The following is a 19,992-nucleotide window of genomic DNA, read 5'->3' as shown; positions in this document are numbered from 1 at the left end:
CACCAACGTTCACTTGGAAAAGTGAGCGCATGTTGATTGTTTAAGGGTTTGAATAAAGCCATCTGTGATAGGGTGGCTTTATTCTTTTTTATACCCTTCAAGTTGTAACTTGCCGCCTAATCGCGTATGCGCCTGTGAAACTCCGATTCCTGATCATATGGCTGTTGCTTCCCCTTTTCGCCGGCGCCCAGTTGCTGGGCGGGCGGCAATCGTACGCTTTCCTGGAGCTGCCGCCATCGCCGCAGATCACCGCGCTGGGCGGGCTCAACGTAGCCATCCTGGGCAGCGATGTAAGTACGGCGCTCCTCAATCCCGCGTTGCTCCGGCCGGAAATGGGCGGGCAACTGCAGGTGAACATGGCGGGCTATAACGGCGGTATCAAATACATGCACACGGCTTTCGGGGCATACGCGCCGGGGATCGGCACCAGTTTCGCGGCGAGCCTCCAGTACGTGGGGTACGGCACCATCCCGCATACAGACGTTACGGGGAATGTGATGGGGAGCTTTCGCCCGGTGGATTTTTCCTTCCAGCTCACCGCCTCCCGCCGCTACCTCGAAAAATGGCACTACGGCCTCACCCTCAAATACATCCGCAGCAAATATTTTGATTACGGCTCCACCGGTATCGCCGCCGACGTGGGGATTACGTTCTCCGACAGCGCCCGCGGCTGGCAGGCGGGGCTTGTAGTCACCAATATGGGCACGCAGTTCAGCAAATACGCGCCCGGCGAAAACGCTACCCTGCCCTTCGACCTGCAAATAGGCATTTCGAAACGGCTCGCACATGTGCCCATCCAGCTGTCGGCCACCATCCACCACCTCCACCAGTTCGATATCCGCTACGAAGGGCCGGACCTGCGCGATGAATTGCAAATCGAAAACGGCGACACCCTGCGAACGGGAGGCCGCGGGATCGATAATCTCTTCCGGCATTTCGTGCTGGCGGGCCAATGGAACATTGGGAAATACATTGAGCTGACGGGCGCTTACAACCATCTTCGCCGACAGGAATTATCGCTGCCCGAACGCCGGGGAATGAGCGGTTTTTCCATGGGCGTGGGACTGGTGGTGAAGAAATTCCAGTTGCGGTATGCCCGCAGCTGGTACCAGCGTTCCATCGGTTTTCACCATATCGGCGCCAGCATTCCTTTGCAACAGTGGGCAGGAATCGGTATTTTCGAAAAAGAGCGGACCGTTAAACCCAATCCGCGGAAACATACACATGCACATGCAACCAGTTATCGCCATACGGAACCTGCACAAAAGTTTCGGGAACAAACAGGTGTTGAAAGACATTAACCTGGAGGTTCGTCCGGGCGAAATCATCGGATACATCGGCCCTAATGGCGCCGGTAAGTCGACCACGGTGAAGATTCTCATCGGGCTGCAGGGAGATTTTGAGGGAGAAGTGAGCGTGTTGGGGCATGACCTCCGCACCGATACCCTGGCCGTTAAAGCCCTCACGGGTTATGTACCTGAAAATGCGGAGATATATGAAGTGCTTACGCCCATGGAATATCTTTCGTTTACCGGCAAGTTGTACGGGCTCGACGATGCCGTTATCGCGGAACGCGGGCAGCGCATGCTGCAGGCTTTCGGGCTGCTGGAGAACAAAGACCAGCGGATGGACACTTTTTCCAAAGGGATGCGCCAGAAAGTGCTGATTATTTCAGGGTTGCTGCACAACCCGCAGATCGTGATCCTCGACGAGCCGCTTTCCGGCCTGGACGCCAATGCGGTGATCATCGTGAAAGAAATTATTACGCTGCTCAAGAAAGAAAATAAAACCATTTTCTATTGCTCGCATATGATGGACGTGGTGGAGAAAGTGGCTGACAGGATCGTGCTGATCGACGAAGGCCGCATCGTGGCCGACGGTACATTCCGGCAGTTGCAGCAGCAGGAAGGCGAAACCCTCGAGCAGGTGTTTGCCCGGCTTACCGGCAAGCAGCAGCTGAGCGAGCAGGCGGATCAATTCATCAACGCCCTCGGGCAATAAAACCCCTCGTACATGAATAAGATGATGCTGGTGATGGTGGGGTGGCTGAACCCTTTGTGGCGCGCGCTGGGTGTGGACGTGGCGCAGTTGCGGAATATTCTGTACACCAAGCTCATGATCGACGACCGGCGGCCGAACGTTTACAACCGCGGTTCCCGGCAAAGTACGAAGCCCGTGCGCAACAGCGCCATCTACACGATGGTGCTGTCGTTGCTGATCGGGATGATATACCTGTCCGTTTTCAGCGTAACCACCGATGCGCGGCTGCAGGCGTTCCTGTGGTTTTCGGCGTACCTGCTCACGATGTGCATTACGCTGATCACGGATTTTTCTTACGTATTGATCGATCCGCGCGATAATTACATCCTGTTGCCGCGACCGGTGAGCGACCGCACGCTGGTGGTGAGCCGCTTGCTGCATATTGCGCTGCATATTTCGAAGATCGCGGTGCCGATGAGCGTTTCACCGTTTGTGTTCATCTTGATTGAATATGGGGTGGCGCCGGCGCTGTGGTTCTGGTTATTGGCGATGCTGCTCACTTTCCTCGCGATATTCCTCATCAATACGGCATATTTGCTGGTGTTGCGGATCACTTCCGCGGAGAAGTTCAAGGAAGTGATCAATTCCATGCAAATCGCCTTTTCGATCGTGATGTTTGGCGTGTATTTCCTGGGGCCTAGGGCAATGCGGAACCTGGATATTCAAGGCAGTTTCAACAGCGGGGATTATCCCTGGCTGCCATTTACACCTACCTGGTGGTTTGCCGGCGCGTATGCATGGCCGGTGGAAGGGTGGCAGCCGGGGACGGCGGCCGATATCGCTTTGACTTTCCTGACCCCGGCGGTGTGCCTCTGGGTGGTGGTGCGCTTCCTGGCGCCGAGCTTCAACCGCAAGATCGCCGGCATGGGCGCGGGCGATCCGGCGCCGAAGGTGGTGAAATCCCTGAAACGCGCAGACAGCAGCGTGCCTTTCTACAAAAAAATGTCGCGGCTCTTCGCCAAAGACGGCCAGGAACAATTATCGTTTGAGTTGGTATGGCTGCTCACCTCCCGGACGCGCGAATTCAAACTGAAAGTCTACCCCTCGATCGCTTACGTGTTTGTGATGGGAGTGGGCATTATTTTCTTTTCCGACCGTGGCACGTTCCGGCAGCAGTGGGGGCAGATACAGGAAACCCCGGTTTACCTGTTCCTCATCTACATGAGCAGTTTCATTTTCATTACAGCGATTTCGCACCTGGTGTATTCGGAAAAATATAAAGCCGCCTGGGTATATTTCGCATCGCCATTGGAAGCGCCGGGCCGCATATTGGCGGGCGCTTGGAAGGCGGCGCTGGTGAAGTTCCTGTTGCCTGTTTATCTCATTATTTCCCTTTTTGCCGGTGCGATCTGGGGTATAAAAGTAATCCCGGATCTGATCGTGGGATTCCTGAACGTGCTGGTGATCAGTTTGCTCTATGCGCTGATTATCCTGCGGGAATTGCCATTCTCCGCAGCACCGGATTTGGGGAATAATACGGGGAAGATGATGCGGAACCTGCTGGTGATGATCATCCCGGCTTTTATCGGGCTGGCCCACTTCGTGCTGGGGCTGCTGGCAGGGAAAGGAGGCAATGCCTTGTATTATGGCATGCTGGCCGGGTTCGCCTTATTGTCGGGCACGGCGTTTTACCTGTTGTACGGATCGTACCGGAATACGGGCTGGAAAGACGTAAAAAGCTGACGGGTTGCGTCAGCTTTTGGAAAAATATCTGGCAGGCAGCGCATCGTGCGCTGCCTGTTTTTTATGCGGGTTAGTCCTGCAGCTGGCGTTTGTACAGCTGGATGGTGTTTTCCAGACCGAAGTACAATGCGTCGCAAACGAGCGCGTGGCCAATGGATACTTCTTTCAGTTGCGGGATGTGCAGTTTGAAGAAGCGCAGGTTATCGAGGTTGAGATCGTGGCCGGCGTTGATTTCCAGCCCGATATCGGACGCCGCGAAAGCCGTGTTCTTATAATCGTTGAACAGCTGGAAGTTCTGCGGTTGCGTGCGTGCGTTGGCATATTCTTCCGCATACGGCCCGGTGTACAGTTCGATGCGGTCTGCTCCGGCGGTTTTAGCGCCTTCCACTTTGCTGACGTCGGCGTTGAGGAAGATAGACACCCGGATGCCGGCGGCTTTCAGGGTCGAGATCACGTTTTTCAGGAAAGACTGGTACCCGACGGTATCCCAGCCGGTGTTGGAGGTGATGACGCCGGGGGGATCGGGCACGAGGGTGCATTGTTCGGGTTTCACTTCGAGTACGAGGTCCATGAAATCCGGGGAGGGGTAGCCTTCGATGTTGAATTCGGTGGTTACGAGCGGTTTCAGGTCGCGGACGTCCTGGTAACGGATGTGGCGCTCGTCGGGGCGGGGGTGAACGGTGATGCCGTCGGCCCCGAAGCTTTCGCAATCCTTCGCTACTTTCAAAATATCCGGAAGATTGCCGCCGCGGGCGTTCCGCAGGGTGGCAAACTTGTTGATGTTTACACTCAGCTTGGTCATGCCGCGAAATTACGATTTATGCAGGAGGATCGTTGCGGGAAAAGGGATAAAAATGACGAGCGTAGCGGCGGGATGATGAAAAGGGTTGGCGGGAACAAAAAAAGCAGCCCCCTTGCGGAGGCTGCTTCGTGATATCGGTGGTACCGTGATTAGTAACGGTAGTATTCCGGTTTGAAGGGACCTTCAACGGGGATGCCGAGGTATTCGGACTGAGCGGAGGTCAGTTCGTCCAGTTCCACACCGATTTTCTTCAGGTGGAGGCGGGCAACTTTCTCGTCGAGGTGTTTGGGCAGTACGTACACTTTGTTTTCGTATTTGTCCGTGTTGATCCAGAGCTCAAGCTGGGCGAGGGTCTGGTTGGTGAAGGAGTTGGACATTACGAAGCTGGGGTGGCCGGTGGCGCAACCCAGGTTCACGAGGCGGCCTTCGGCGAGGAGGATGATATCTTTCCCGTCGATGGTGTACTTGTCTACCTGCGGTTTGATTTCCACTTTGGTGTTGCCATAGTTGGTGTTCAGCCAGGCGACGTCGATTTCGATATCGAAGTGGCCGATGTTGCAGACGATGGCTTTATCTTTCATGGCTTTGAAATGTTCGCCGGTGATGATATCGCGGCAACCGGTGGTGGTTACGATGATATCGGCTTCTTTCACGGCGTCAGCCATTTTCTTTACTTCATAACCTTCCATCGCTGCCTGGAGGGCGCAGATGGGGTCGATTTCGGTTACGATTACACGGGCGCCGGCGCCGGCGAGGGATTCTGCGGAACCTTTGCCTACGTCGCCAAAACCTGCCACCACGGCAACTTTACCGGCGATCATAACGTCGGTGGCGCGGCGGATGGCGTCTACGCAGGATTCTCGGCAACCGTATTTGTTATCGAATTTGGATTTGGTAACGGAGTCGTTGATGTTGATGGCGGGCATGGGCAGGGTGCCGTTCTTCATGCGCTCGTACAGGCGGTGAACACCGGTGGTGGTTTCTTCGCTGAGGCCTTTAATGTGCTGGATCAGCTCGGGGTACACGTCGAACACCATATTGGTGAGGTCGCCACCGTCGTCGAGGATCATGTTGAGGGGGCGGTCGGTGCTGCCGAAGAACAGGGTTTGTTCGATGCACCAGTTGAATTCTTCCTCATTCAGGCCTTTCCAGGCGTATACAGGGATGCCTGCGGCTGCGATGGCGGCGGCGGCATGGTCTTGCGTAGAGAAGATGTTGCAGGAGCTCCATTGGACTTCCGCGCCGAGGGCTACGAGGGTCTCGATCAGCACGGCGGTCTGGATCGTCATGTGCAGGCAACCGGCGATACGGGCGCCTTTCAGGGGTTGGGACTTGCCGTATTCTTCACGCAGGGCCATCAGACCCGGCATTTCGGCTTCGGCAAGCTGGATTTCTTTACGGCCCCACTCAGCCAAAGACATATCTTTTACTTTGTACTTGAGGCTCAAATCAATCTTGGATTTTGTTATCGTTGACATTCCAATAATTTTTTGCAAATCTACCTTTATTTTACCTATTCCCATAAACTAATCTGCTATCATATCTCTATCAGAATGAATAGATATGTTACTGCATTCCTCAATAGTATATAGATAAATAAGTACAAATATTACTTGTTTTAATATTATAATTATTATACATTTGCTTGATAGGTGGGGTCTGTCCGCACTATCGGTCAGTTTCCGGAGTCATTGCAGTAGGAGAGGCGCCTTCCCAGGGGCGCCGGATGTGGCATTGGTATTTTTTTATGCCGACAGTATATCCCGCCGGCTTCAGCCCTTCAGGCTTCCGGAGTTAAAAAACGCAGGTTACAGGCGAAATAGTATGTATGTAAAGAAATTTTAAAGTTATTTATGTTAGTCCTATCCTATCCTATGAAAGCGGCGATCCGCATGGCAGGCGCGATCTTGTTGATGGCGGTGGCGATCTTCCTCCCGGCAGGGCAGGCCCTCGCGCAGGTCCCCTCCGTGACCATCAACCCCGGAGGCGGTAACGCAGGCAGCAACGACATCAGGATCACCATCACCGACACCAGCGTGCAGGTAAAGCACAACGGCGCCGACCAGTTCACCCACGATCCCCTCGCCAACCGGTACGACAAAGGAGGGCTACGGACCTACTTCATCCTGCAGCAACGCATGGGCATGCTCGGCCATATCGAGAAAACCCCCGTTTACCTGAAGCACTGCGAAATCTCGCAGGTCTCCGGCGAAGGCACCCTCGCCAACCCATGGAAAGTCGTGGGCCAATCCAGCTTCAAAAACGCCCGCGGAAGGGATTATTTTGTCAGCACCGTCTATAAATACATCGCCGGACATCAATATTATACCGTCGATTACATCGTATCCTCACATGAAACCGCCTACGACGACGTGCTCTACGGCGGCACCTACTGGCTGCACATATACCTGTCCGAAAACGCCCTGATAGACGGCAGCAACTGCGGGAAAGGCTTCGTGGCAAGTCCCACGCCCAGCACCGAAGACGCTTACTACTGGACAACATACGGCGACGATAATCCCGTTACGTTTTACAATACCATAGGCATGGCCCGTACATCCGCGGATTGCCCGCAGACCCCTGGAAGCCATGTCTTCAAAACCACAAAGGGTTTTTCCTCTTACGCGGCAAGGCCGTATAGCACCCGCGATAACAAAGTTCCTCCGGGCTACCTGCTCACCGATATCGCATCCAATACAATTCCCGCCGATATTGGCGTGGCTGTTCATAAAGCATTAGAAGTTAATATCGTAGAAAATCCCAACCTCATCCGCCACGTCACCAAGCAATTTGCAGTTGGCTTCGACCAGGCGGAAATGGCGGGCGTTACCGTCACGGATCCTATTCCCGTGCTGGATAACCTGGGTTTTTTCGGCAGCGTGAAAAGCGAAAAACTGACCGTCAACTTCGCTTCGGCGGAGATGAGCGGGCTGGAAGGAGAAACCGATCATGAGATCAACGGTCTGGAACTGAAAATCGGGAAATGGATGTTCAACCTGCCGCAGGTGCTCGAACTGACCGTTTCGGAAATTCCCGGTCCGGGCAACGCCCAGGAGGGCGTGGACTACGAAGTACTGCGCGAAAAAATCATCATTGAGCCCGGTATTTACTGGGACAGCATCGTTCCCATTAAAAACATCCGCATCAAAGGCAACTCGATTGTTAATGTCGACCGCAAGTTCAGGGTGGAGATCAAACCGCTGGCCTGCTCGCCGCACCTGCAACTCGGCAGTACTACCGTGGCCGAATATACGATCATCGACGACGACGAAAACCGCATCTTCCTCGAACCGGCGGCTACATCGGTAAAAGAAGGCGAAACCCTGAAAGTGAAAGTGAAGGTAACCGGCGTGACGCCGATCTCCAGCCCCCTCACCGTAACGCTCACCCGTACCGCAGGCGTGGAACCCGCAGCGGAAGGAACCGATCATGCCACGATCCCGAACACGGTCATCATCCCGGCTAACTCCTGGGAAACGGAGTTCGACGTAGTAGCCACCGGCGACCTGATCCTGGAAGAATCGGAGCTTTTCGATATTGAAGCTTCCGCCGTCTTCGGTCCCAAAACGAGCACGCATAAAATTACCCTCACCATCCTCGACACCACCGGCCTCAACCCAGACAACCGCGTGATCACGCTGTCGGCGCCTCCGGGCATGGAAGGAGCAACCGTGGCGTTGAAGGCCAGCCTGCCCGAAAACGTGACCACCGAAAAAGCCATCGTCGTTACCCTCGATCTGAACGACCCGGCCAATACCGCCGGTGCCACAGATGTGGATTATATGCCCGGCACCCTGACCATCCCCGCGGGAGGCAACAGCGTGCAGCAAAATATCCTCCTGCTGGACGATAACACCATCGAGGAACAATATGAATATTGGTACTTCGAAGGCACGGCGACCGACCACGACGGCGAATTCATCATCATGCCCGGCAGCCTGGTGATAGAAGACAATACCACCGACCGGACGATTGAAATCATCTCCAGCAGCAGTTCCAGGACCGAAACCGGTTCGACCCTGACCCTGACGGCCAATATCGTAAGCGGAGCATTTGCTCCCGCGGGAGGATTAAGGATTCCGCTGGTACTGGCAAGCGGTTCTACCGCAGATGAAGACGACTTCATTGGTCCTGATCCTTTCGAAATTGTAATTCCCGGTGGCGCCGGATCCGCTTTCATTACGCTCACCATTCCTGTAGACAATGTGTGGCTGGAAGGCCCGGAAAAACTCATGATCACCGGCGCGTTGACAGGCTACAATTTCGATGTGGCTACAATAAATATTACAGATAACACCAGTCAGCTGGCCGAGAACCGGAAGCTGATCCTGGAAGGGCCGGAGTTTGTAACGGAAGGAACTTCCGGTACCATAACCGCCCGTTTGGCCAAGCCTTCGCTGAAACATAAGACACCGGTAACGGTCAACCTGACGAGAGGAACTACATCCACTGCAACTACAGCCGATTATTCGCTCAGCGATAACGTCATCATAATACCTGCCGGCGATAACAGCGCTTCCGTCACCATCACGGGCACCACGGACGCCTTGCCGGAACCCAACGATACCGTGCATATCATCGGGACGGGACTCATTGTGGGGTCTACGCAGAAAGACACTGCGTCTATTGCTATCAAGGATCCCCCGTCCACCAAAATTACTTTCTCCGCTCCGGACCTGACAATGATGGAAGGCGGCGCGTCCGTGACCGTTACCGCTTCGCTGGAATACGGCACCGCAGCAGCGGATATTCCGTTCACCCTCACCATCGGCGGCGGTTCCGGTGCAGTGGCTGCCGATTTCAGTATATCGCCCGCCACCTTGAAAATTCCTGCCGGAAGCCAGTCGGGAACTTTCACCATCACGGCCACTGAAGACCAGCTCCTCGAAATAACGGAAACGCTGGAGCTGAGCGGTACTTCAATTGGCTACACGTTCGAAGGGCTGACGTTCCAGATCGAAGACAGGGAATCGGCCGACGAAGACAATAAGAAAATCAGCATCGTACCGCAGGCTTCTACTGTGAACGAAGGCAACGATGTAACGGTGCGCGTAAGCTTGCCGTCGAATATCTATACCGCAGATGAGATTGCCGTTTCCCTGAGCCGGGGCACCGGTTCCAGCACGGATCTGCAGGCCACGGAATATAGCTTCCCTTCGGAAGTGAAAATACCGGCCGGTGGAAACGAGATCACTTTCACCCTGCATGCCAATACCGACAATGTGATCGAGGCGGACGAGGATTTGGTGATTGCGGGCGCCGCCACCGTGACGGGGGATGCGCAAACGGCCACTGGTACGGTGACGGTGAAGGACGTTCGGCCTGCCACGATCCAACTGGTGGTAACCGGCCCCACCGAAATCACGGAAGGATTCACCGGTAACTGGCGGATCGCACTGCCCGCCGGTATTACCACGGAAACGCCGGTGGTTATTGGCATTGCGCCGGCAACAACGGGCAATACTACCACATCCGCCGATTTCGTGGGTAATTACCCGGTTTCAGCGACGATCGCCAAAGGACAATTATATATAGATGTACCTTTCGAAGCAAAGGCTGATAATATTGTAGAAGGACAGGAGCGTTTGGAATTGACGCTTTCCGCGACAGGTTTCACTTTTACGAAGCACATCGGCATGGATGTGAAAGACACCGACCCCGCAAGCCTGCAGATCAAACTGACGGCCGGCGCGGCCACATTGAATGAAGGCGCATCTGTTTTAATTACCGCCACGCTGGACGGCTTTACATCGGAGTCGGACATCGACGTGGTGCTGAGTGCGGGCGGGGCTTCCGTCGCGGGTACGGACGACTACAATGCATTGGGGACCATTCATATCGGCGCCGGTTCATCTTCGGGTACTTTTACGCTGCAATCCAAAGCCGATCTCGTTCTGGAGAACGACGAGCTGCTCGCCGTTCGTGGGGCAGCCGGCACTTATACCGTGCAGGGTGTGGATGTTACGATTAAAGACGTGACCGGCACCAACGCCAATAAAACCCTTTCCCTCACGCCAGCGGTAGCCACCGTTGCGGAGGGTATTAAAGTAACGATGACCGTGAGCCTGCCTGCCGGGATTACTACTTCCGTTCCCATCACGGTGAATCTGGCGAAAGGCGCTGGCAGCGATGCTTCCATCACTTCCACGGATTATGTGTTGCCGCTGTCGGTAGAAATTCCGGCAGATGAAAATAATGTTGAATTTGATGTAGAAGCGTTGACGGACAAGATAATCGAACCTTCCGAAAAACTGCAGGTGACCGCAGCGGGCACCGTATTCGGGTATGCATCTTCAGATGCTTCGGATGTTACGATCACGGATGTTTCCACGAAGCTGATCACGGTGAGCGGGCCCGCTACCGTAACAGAAGGCGGTAATATCAAATGGCGTTTCGAATTGCCGGCGGATGTAACCACCGCCAATGAAATCAATATCACTTTAACCCACGACGTAACAGGAACCGCGGAACTGGCCGACCTGGAACCGCTGTCGGCGTTGAAGATCGCCGCGGGCGCATCGTTCGGTGAAATTACTTTCGAAGCGATAGCGGATAATAAAATAGAAGCGACGGAAACACTGAAGCTGACACCATCAGCCGCAGGCGGTTTCACTTTCTCCCAACCGGTTTCCTTTACCATTACGGACAACGATCTCGCCGCTGCGGGCATCACTTTATCCGGGACACCGAACCCCGTTTCGGAAGGTGGTAGTGTGGTATTCAAAGCTACGCTCACCGGCGGCGTTACTTCCACCAATAATATTACAATTACGTTGGCTAAAGGTGCGGCGTCTACGCTGGGCAACACCGAGCATGGAACGTTGGGCAATATCGTGATTGCCGCCGGGGATACCGAAGGCACTTTCACGCTGTCTACCAACACGGATAATATCCTGGAGCAGACGGAAACGCTCGTGCTCACGGGCACCGCCACTGCTTCGATCCCTGTTACGGGTGTGACGGTGCAGGTAGAAGACGCCACCGGCACCACCGCCAATAAAACGCTCCAGATCTCACCGCTCACCGCTTCCATTGCGGAAGGCGATGTGCTGGAATTCACCGTGGGTCTGCCCGGTACGACCGTAACTTCTGAAGATATCACGGTATCGCTTTCCCAGGGCGCCGGCAGCACGGCCACGCTCACGGCGGCTGATTATGGCTTCCCGGCGACGGTTGTTATCGAAGCGGGCACGAATCATGTGAAATTTAATGTAGAAGCAAAAACGGATGGTTTGATTGAATCAGCGGAACTGCTGAAGCTCAGGGCCAGCGCATCCGTTTTCGGCAATAACAGCACGGCGGTTTCCGATGTAACGATCACCGACGTATCCAATAAACTCATCACCGTGAGCGGTCCGGCTACCGTGGCCGAGGGCGGCAATATCAAATGGCGCTTCGACCTCCCGGCAGGTGTTACTTCCGCCAGCGATATCAATATCTCGCTCACGCTGGATCCTTCGGGCACGGCGGTGCTGGCAGATCTTACGTCGCTCCCGGCCCTGAAAATCGCGGGTGGCGCTTCGTATGGCGAAATTACTTTCGCCGCCGCCAGTGATCTTGTGATCGAAGCGACCGAAACCCTGAAGCTGACGCCTTCGGCTACCGGCGGTTTCACCTTTTCGCAACCGGTATCGTTTACCATTACCGATAACGATCTTTCCGCTGCCGGTATCACATTGTCGGTAAGCCCGAGCCCGGTAGCGGAGGGCACCAGCGCTACCATTAAAGCCACCCTCAACGGCGGCGTGACGTCCACAGACAACATTACCGTAACCCTCGGCAAAGGCGCATCATCCACACTCGGCAATTCCGAACACGGTGCATTGGGCACGATCACCATCACGGCAGGCGCAACCGAAGGAACATTCACCCTCACCACCGGCACCGACGATATCCTGGAACCGGCTGAAACATTGGTGCTCACGGGCACTGCTACATCCGCTATCCCCGTAACCGGCGCCACCCTCCAGGTAACCGACGCCACAGGCAACACCGCCAACAAAACCATCCAGATTTCGCCGCTCACCGCCACGCTGGTGGAAGGTAGTGAAATGGACTTCACAGTTTCGCTGCCGGGCAGCATCACTACTTCGCAGGACATTACCGTTACGCTCACGAAAGGCGCAGGTAGTGCGGCTACGCTCACTTCCGGAGATTATGCCTTCCCGGCAACGGTTGTCATAAAAGCGGGTAGTAATAGCGCGACGTTTAAAGTAGAAGCGAAAACGGACGGGCTGATCGAAACGGCGGAGCTGTTGCAACTGACAGCCGGCGCCACCGTGTTCGGGCATAGCAGCAGCGCGGTGTCCGATATCAGCATCACCGACGTTTCCAATAAGCACATCACAGTGACCGGTCCTGCTACGGTAGCCGAAAGCGGTAGTATCACCTGGCGTTTCGCATTGCCTGCGGGTGTTACGGCAGCCAGTGATATTAATATTACGTTGACGGCAAATGCGGCTTCCACGGCCGTGCCCGCCGACCTTGCCGCACTGCCCGCGCTGAAGATCGCAGCGGGCGCGTTGTATGGCGAGATTACTTTTAACGCATTGTCCGACGACCTGATCGAGCCCACCGAAACAATGATCCTGCAGGCGGTAGCCACGGGCGGGTTCACCTTCTCGCAGCCGGTTACTTTCACCATTACGGATGGCGACCTTGCCAAGGCGGGGATCACGCTTGCCGCGGCTCCGGCCACAGTAGCGGAAGGCGGCAGCACGGAAATCAAGGCCACCCTCACCGGCGGCGTAACGGCCACCAGCGCCATTTTGGTAACCCTCACTAAAAATGGCGCTTCCACCCTGGCCGACAATGAGCATGGCGCCCTGGGCGTGATCACGATCGCAGCAGGGGAAACGGAAGGTACCCTGACCCTGTCCACCAACACAGATAAAATCCTGGAACCGTCGGAAACACTCGTGCTGGAAGGTACGGCCACTTCTTCGATCCCGGTTTCCGGCACCACCGTTACCGTGACCGACGCCACCGGCACCAACGCGAACAAAACCATCACACTGACGCCGGTTACCGCCACCATCGTGGAAAGCGGTAAAGTGACGATGACGGTTTCGCTGCCGGAAGATATCATCACATCTCAGGCTGTTACCATCAGCCTGGCGAAAGGCCCTGCCAGCTCCGCCACGCTAACGGCGGGCGATTACAGCTTCCCCGGCACCGTAACCATCGACGCCGGTACCGGCAGCAAGAGCTTCGACGTGACCGCCGTAGCAGATGCGCTTATTGAAAGCTCTGAACAACTGGAGCTGGTGGCCACGGCTACCGTGTTTGGATTCACATCGACCGACGCTTCTAAAATTACCATCACCGATATTTCCGATAAACACATCACCGTCAGCGGTGCGGCCACCGTGGCCGAAGGCAGTACCATCACCTGGCGCTTTGCCCTGCCCGACGGCGTATCCGCTACCAGCGATATTTCTATCACACTGACAGCGGATCCCTCTTCCACCGCCACACTCGATGACCTTACAGGGGTACCGTCGCTGAAGATCCTGGCGGATGAGCCTTTCGGTGAAATCACCTTCACCGCGAAAACCGACAACCTGATCGAGCCCGCCGAAACGCTGGTGCTGAATCCTTCGACGCTGGCGGGCTTCACATTCAGCCAGCCGGTGACCTTCACCATTACCGACGGCGACCTTGCCGCCGCCGGCATTACGCTGTCCGCAATACCGTCCGGTGTTGCGGAAGGCAACAGCACCATCATCAAAGCAACATTGACCGGCGGGGTACAGTCTTCCACAGACATTACCGTTACACTCACGAAAGACGCGGCGTCTACACTCGGCAACAGCGAGCATGGCGCTTTGGGTACCATCGTGATCCCGGCCGACGGCACGGAAGGAACGTTTACGCTGGTCACCAATACGGATCAACACCTGGAAACCACGGAGAACCTCGTGATCGGGGGAACTGCCACCGGCAGCATTCCCGTTACCGGTACCACCATCACCGTTTCCGACGCTACAGGTACCGCCGCGAATAAATCCCTGCGCCTCACGCCAGCCACCGCAACAGTGGCGGAAGGCGGCAAAGCGGTACTGACGGTCGCATTGCCGGAAAACATCATCACCACGCAAGCCATCACGGTTGCACTTTCGAAAGGCATGGGCAGCAGTGCCACGCTCACCGCAGGTGATTACAGCTTCCCGGCTACCGTGACCATCGACGCCGGTACTAACGGCAAAACTTTCGAAGTGGAGGCGCTGGCAGACGGGCATATCGAAGGGCAGGAACTATTGGAGCTGACTGTAGCAGGTACTGTTTTCGGACATGCTTCCACCGCCAACGCTGATATCACCATCACCGACGTTTCGGACAAGACGATCACCGTGAGCGGACCGGCGAACGTTGTGGAAGGCCAGGATATTGTTTACCGCTTCAGCCTGCCCTCCGGTATAACCGCCACCAGTGATATCACCGTCAATCTTGCCGCTATAGCATCTTCCACCGCCACGCTCGCCGATCTCACGGGTTTGCCGGTAGTGACAATCGCGGCAGGGCAGCCTTTCGGCGAAGTCACCTTCACCGCTAAAGTTGACCAGCAAATCGAACCGGTGGAAACGCTGACGCTGACACCTTCGGCCGCAGGCTTCACCTTCTCTCAAAACGTTTCCTTCACCATCACAGACGCCGACCTGGCCGCAGCGGGCATCCAGCTTTCCGTTGCGCCTGCAACCATCGCGGAAGGCGGCGGCACCGCGGTTAAAGCCACGCTTACAGGCGGTGTGACGGCGAAAAGCGATATCGTAATCACCCTTTCCAAAGACGCAGCCAGCACCTTGTCCAACACAGAACATGGCGCACTGGGCACGATCACCATCGCCAGCGGCGACACAGAAGGTACCTTCACACTTTCGACCCATACCGACCAGCTGCTGGAGCCCACTGAAACACTGGTGCTCGGCGGCACGTCGAGCCCTGCCATCCCGGTTTCCGGCGCTACCGTTTCGGTAACCGATGCCACGGGGTCCAACGCGAATAAAACACTCAGTCTCACACCCGCCACCGCCACCATCATGGAAGGCAACAGCGTTACGATGACGGTTTCCCTGCCCGCGGGCATACAGTCGACAACACCGGTTACCGTGAACCTGTCCCGCGGCGCCAATACCGCCGCCTCGCTGACGGCAGGGGAATACAGCTTCCCGGCTTCGGTAACCATCCCGGCGATGGAGAACAGCGTCACCTTCCAGGTATCGGCGATTACGGACGGTAATATTGAAAGTCCGGAGCTGCTCGAACTGGAGGCTACAGGTACGGTGTTCGGATTCGCCTCCACGGATAAATCCAATATCACGATCACCGACGTTTCCACCAAGCATATTACGGTGACCGGTCCGGCCACGGTAAGCGAAGGCAGCGGCATCGTGTACCGCTTCAGCCTGCCTGCGGGGGTAACGGCCGCTTCCGATATTCATATCGCCTTGACGGCAGATCCCTCATCCACCGCTACCCTGGCGGATCTGACAGGCCTGCCAGTGGTAACGATCGCCGCCGGGCAACCGTATGCGGATGTTACCTTCAACGCGAAAGCCGATCTGCTGATTGAGCCCGCGGAAACACTCACGCTGAATCCTTCGGCCACAGACTTCACCTTTTCGCAACCGTTGTCGTTCTCCATTACCGACGGCGACCTGGCGGCAGCGGGCATCACCCTCACTTCCACGCCCGCCAGCGTACAGGAAGGCGGCAGCGCGCTGATTACGGCCACGCTCACAGGCGGTGCAACGGCCACCTCGGCCATCACGGTGACGCTGGCGAAAGACGGCGCATCCACCCTGGGCGATGCAGAACATGAAGCCCCCGGAACGATCACCATCCCGGCAGGTACTACCGAAGGCACGTTCATCCTCACCACCAACGCCGACTTCCTGCTCGAATCCAGCGAAACGCTGGTACTCGGCGGGAATGCGAACCCGAATATCCCGGTAACCGGCGTTACCCTCACGGTAACCGACGCCACCGGGACTGACGCCAACAAGACATTGCAGCTCACTCCCGCTACCGCAACAATCGCGGAAGGGGATAAGGTGACGATGACGGTGGCGCTTCCCGCCAACATCATCACCACGCAGCCCTTGACAGTCACACTTTCGAAAGGAGCGGGCAGCGCGGCTTCCGTGACCGCGGGCGATTACGTGCTGCCGGCGACGGTAACGATCGAAGCGGGCAGCAACAGCCAGACGTTCGAAGTAGAAGCGGCAACAGACGCCATCATCGAATCCAATGAATTGTTGCAGGTAACGGCGGATGCGACCATATTCGGTTTCACGACATCCAAATCATCCAACATCACCATCACCGACGTTTCCGATAAGCTGATTTCAGTGGCTGGTCCGGCTTCCGTTGTGGAAGGCAATTCTGTAACGTGGACTTTCAGTTTACCGGCCGGTGTAACATCTGAAGTGCCGGTGGTGATTAGCCTGGCGCAGGGTACCGCAACTCCCGCAGCTTCCGCTGCCGACCTGGAAGGCGGTTTGCCCGCGACGGTGACCATCGCAGCCGGTGCAACAACCGCATCGCTGGTAATCGAAACGGAAGCTGACCAGCTGATTGAGACGACGGAAAAACTGGAACTGGTACCCACTGCAACAGGTGGTTTTACCTTCAGTAAAAACATACTGGTGGATATACAGGAAGCACCTGTATCGGGAAACATCACGATGACCGCCACCGCGGCTACCATTCGTGAAGGCGCCACCGCCACCACCATCACCGTTTCCCTGCCAGGTACTTACATCGCTGGCAGCGACATCATGGTGAACATCACGAAAAGCGCCGTTTCCTCCGCCGCCAGCGGCGATCACAGCGCTTTGCCCGCTTCCGTAACGATCGGGGCCGGTCAACATGCGGTTACCTTTACGGTGAGCGCGGTAACGGATAACATCCTGGAACAACTTGAATCGCTGCAACTCGAAGGAACGGCGGCAGGATTTGTGGTGGATGGCATCAGCATTAGCCTGGAAGACGCCACCAGACTTGATCCCGCCAAAACGAAAATCGTGCTGCTGCCCACTGGCGCCAGCATCGCGGAAGGCAACGCGGGTCAATTCAGGATCAGCCTGCCCGCCGGCATCACATCGAGCACCGATATCACTGTTCAATTAAGCAAAGACCCCGCTTCCACCGCCGCTGACACCGACCACGGCGCCATCACCGCCAACGTGACGATCCCCGCGCTCGCCAATACCAGCGCAGATTTCACAATTACCGCGGCAACGGACGGCATCCTGGAAGGTGTGGAGGAACTGCACATCGGCGGCACCGCGCCGGCAGGCTTCACGTTCAACGGCGGCATCATTGAAATCACCGACGGCACCGGTCTTATCGCGGCCAACCGCCATATTACCATTACCATCGACTCCACCACCCTGCACGAAGGGAACCTCACGAATGTGAGATTCTCCCTCCCTGCAGGTATCAGCACCGCCAGTCCGATCACCCTCACGGTGGGTGCGAACGCGGCGCAAAGCGCTACCGCGGCCGATTTCTCCATTTCCCCTACACCGGTGACCATCGGTTCGGGACAGCAGTCGGTTACCGTACAGCTCACCGCAGTGCCGGATATGATCGCGGAAGTAAGCGAGGTATTGCAGATCACCGCCACGGCAACAGGGTTTACGTTCGAGCCAGCGGCCACGATCACCATCCCTGGCGAGCCCGCGCCCGGTGTGCATATCACAGCCACGAAGGCTGCAGATGCGGCAGAGCCTTCCGCGCACGGAAGTTTCCGCCTGCAACTGGCCTCCGGTGTAGCACCTGCGGATATTACAATGCAGTACACTACAGGAGGCACGGCAACGTCCGGCAAGGATTACACCGCGCTGACCGGTACGGCTGTCATTAAAGCCGGCGAATCGGGTGTGGATGTGACGGTAAATGTGCTGGATGACAAGATCCTTGAGAACAATGAAACCGTAACGATGACGCTGGTTTCCGGCAGCTTCGAATACCTCGGCGCCACCGTGCCGGTAAACATCGCCACCAGCGGCGCGGTCTCCATGAGCCTGGCGGACGATGACATGTCAATCAGCCGGAGCATCCTCATCGAGAAGATCGCCGACGCCGCGGAACCCGCGACTGCCGGCAGGGTGCGCGTGCGTTTCGCCGATACGGACCTGACTACCGTTGTACCCGTGAACGTGTCCTACAACATTGGCGGCACGGCGTCCGCGGGCGCTGATTACCAGGTGCTTACCGGATCGGTAGACATTCCGGCCGGTCAGAAGGAGGCTATCATCACCATTCAACCCGTCAATGACAATATCCTTGAGCCCACTGAAACCATCGAGATTACGCTGACGGCGGCATCCGCGCCCCTGGGCAGCTATACCTGGCCCATCGATGCGCAGCACACGGCCACGGTGAACCTGATCGACGACGACCAGATCCGTATGGAACTGGCGGCCACGGCGGAAGTGAACGAAGGCGGCAACCTGACGGTAACGCTGCGTTCCTCCGAAGCCTTCCCCGCCGCGATCCCCGTGTACATCACGATGGCGCATGATGCGGTGAGAACAGTGACCACGGCCACGCCGCGCTCGGGCACCACACTGACGGTGACCATGCCTGCCAACCAAACGGAGGTTACATTCCAGCTTACATCCGACGAAAACGACACGAACGACGACGAAGGATACATCAACCTTACCATCCAGCCCCACAGCGGCGCGGGACAGGCTTACCGGCCGGGTACGGACGACAGGACGAGCACCGCGGTGAAAGACAACGACGTGCTCACGATCAGCTTCGCATCCGATTCCTCCCGTATCGACGAAGGCAATTCCGGTATGGCGATGATGCCTTTCAAAGTGGTATTGAGCCGTAAGAGCACGCGCCCCATAACGGTGGAATACGCTTTTGCCGATGCATTCGAAGGGCAGGGGGCGGACAAGGATTCCCAGCGTGCGATAGCCGCGGAAGACTTCCAGGACGCCACGCGGTCGATCGTAATCGCGGCGGGAGTGGAGGAAGGAGTGATAGAAGTGCCGGTGATCGGCGACACGAAAGTGGAAGAAGACGAGTTCTTCGCAGTGAAGCTCACTGGTGCTGTAGTGGCTTCTTCGCAGAATGTTCCCGTGATGGGAACGGCAGCGGTTGCGGTAGGCGTGATCGTGAACGACGATTTAAATCCCGATATGGTGATCCGGGTGCATAAGGGGTTGTCGCCCAATGGCGACGGTATCAACGATGTGCTGGTGATCGAGAATATTGAGAAATACGGCCGTAGTGAATTGGTGATTGTGAACCGTTGGGGCGGCACCGTATTCCAGACGGTTAATTATCATAACCAGAACAATGCGTTCAAGGGCTTGGCGAACAGGGGTGGCGGCAATGGCAGCCAGCTTCCGGACGGGTCTTACTTCTATGTGCTCCAGGTTTGGGATGCGGAAGGAAAACTGACACGCTACAATGGTTATATCGTACTGAAATCTGCCCAATAA

The 19,992-nt window shown here is 56.3% G+C and carries 6 protein-coding genes; 4 read left to right on the top strand and 2 right to left on the bottom strand.

What is annotated here, in order from left to right; translation table 11 throughout:
* The first annotated feature begins 134 nt into the window (after positions 1-134).
* From porQ to WJU16_RS06745, 3 genes are read left to right on the top strand one after another with little or no spacing between them, the layout of a single operon-like run.
* Positions 135-1,301: a type IX secretion system protein PorQ gene (porQ, locus tag WJU16_RS06755; RefSeq protein WP_341837563.1), complete on the top strand. Its 1,167-nt coding sequence runs from the start codon at positions 135-137 to the stop codon at positions 1,299-1,301.
* Positions 1,231-2,001: an ABC transporter ATP-binding protein gene (locus tag WJU16_RS06750; RefSeq protein WP_341837562.1), complete on the top strand. Its 771-nt coding sequence runs from the start codon at positions 1,231-1,233 to the stop codon at positions 1,999-2,001. Before porQ ends, WJU16_RS06750 begins: the two co-directional genes overlap by 71 nt.
* A 12-nt stretch (positions 2,002-2,013) precedes the next feature.
* Positions 2,014-3,723: a hypothetical protein gene (locus WJU16_RS06745; protein WP_341837561.1), complete on the top strand. Its 1,710-nt coding sequence runs from the start codon at positions 2,014-2,016 to the stop codon at positions 3,721-3,723.
* Between the two features lie 70 nt (positions 3,724-3,793).
* Here the strand turns inward: WJU16_RS06745 and WJU16_RS06740 are convergent, their stop codons facing one another.
* A complete protein-coding gene (locus WJU16_RS06740; protein WP_341837560.1) occupies positions 3,794-4,525 on the bottom strand; it encodes a pyridoxine 5'-phosphate synthase in 732 nt (243 codons plus the stop codon).
* A 149-nt stretch (positions 4,526-4,674) separates the two neighbouring features.
* Positions 4,675-6,003 carry an adenosylhomocysteinase gene (gene ahcY, locus WJU16_RS06735; protein ID WP_298716748.1) on the bottom strand — a complete coding sequence of 443 codons (1,329 nt, stop codon included), beginning with the start codon at positions 6,001-6,003 and terminating at the stop codon, positions 4,675-4,677.
* Positions 6,004-6,378: 375 nt separating this feature from the next.
* Between ahcY and WJU16_RS06730 the strand changes: the two genes are divergently transcribed.
* Complete coding sequence (locus WJU16_RS06730; RefSeq protein ID WP_341837559.1) at positions 6,379-19,992, top strand: Calx-beta domain-containing protein; 13,614 nt, start codon at positions 6,379-6,381, stop codon at positions 19,990-19,992.

This window comes from Chitinophaga pollutisoli (assembly GCF_038396755.1).
Classification (GTDB): domain Bacteria; phylum Bacteroidota; class Bacteroidia; order Chitinophagales; family Chitinophagaceae; genus Chitinophaga; species Chitinophaga pollutisoli.
Note: the sequence above shows the minus strand (reverse complement) of the source record. Positions and strands in the feature narration are given on the sequence as shown.

Excerpts from the sequence above, each read along its gene's own strand:
- ahcY (WP_298716748.1), bottom strand. The coding sequence starts at position 6,003 with ATGTCAACGATAACAAAATCCAAGATTGATTTGAGCCTCAAGTACAAA.
- WJU16_RS06730 (WP_341837559.1), top strand. The coding sequence starts at position 6,379 with ATGTTAGTCCTATCCTATCCTATGAAAGCGGCGATCCGCATGGCAGGC.
- WJU16_RS06750 (WP_341837562.1), top strand. The coding sequence starts at position 1,231 with ATGCAACCAGTTATCGCCATACGGAACCTGCACAAAAGTTTCGGGAAC.
- WJU16_RS06740 (WP_341837560.1), bottom strand. The coding sequence starts at position 4,525 with ATGACCAAGCTGAGTGTAAACATCAACAAGTTTGCCACCCTGCGGAAC.
- WJU16_RS06745 (WP_341837561.1), top strand. The coding sequence starts at position 2,014 with ATGAATAAGATGATGCTGGTGATGGTGGGGTGGCTGAACCCTTTGTGG.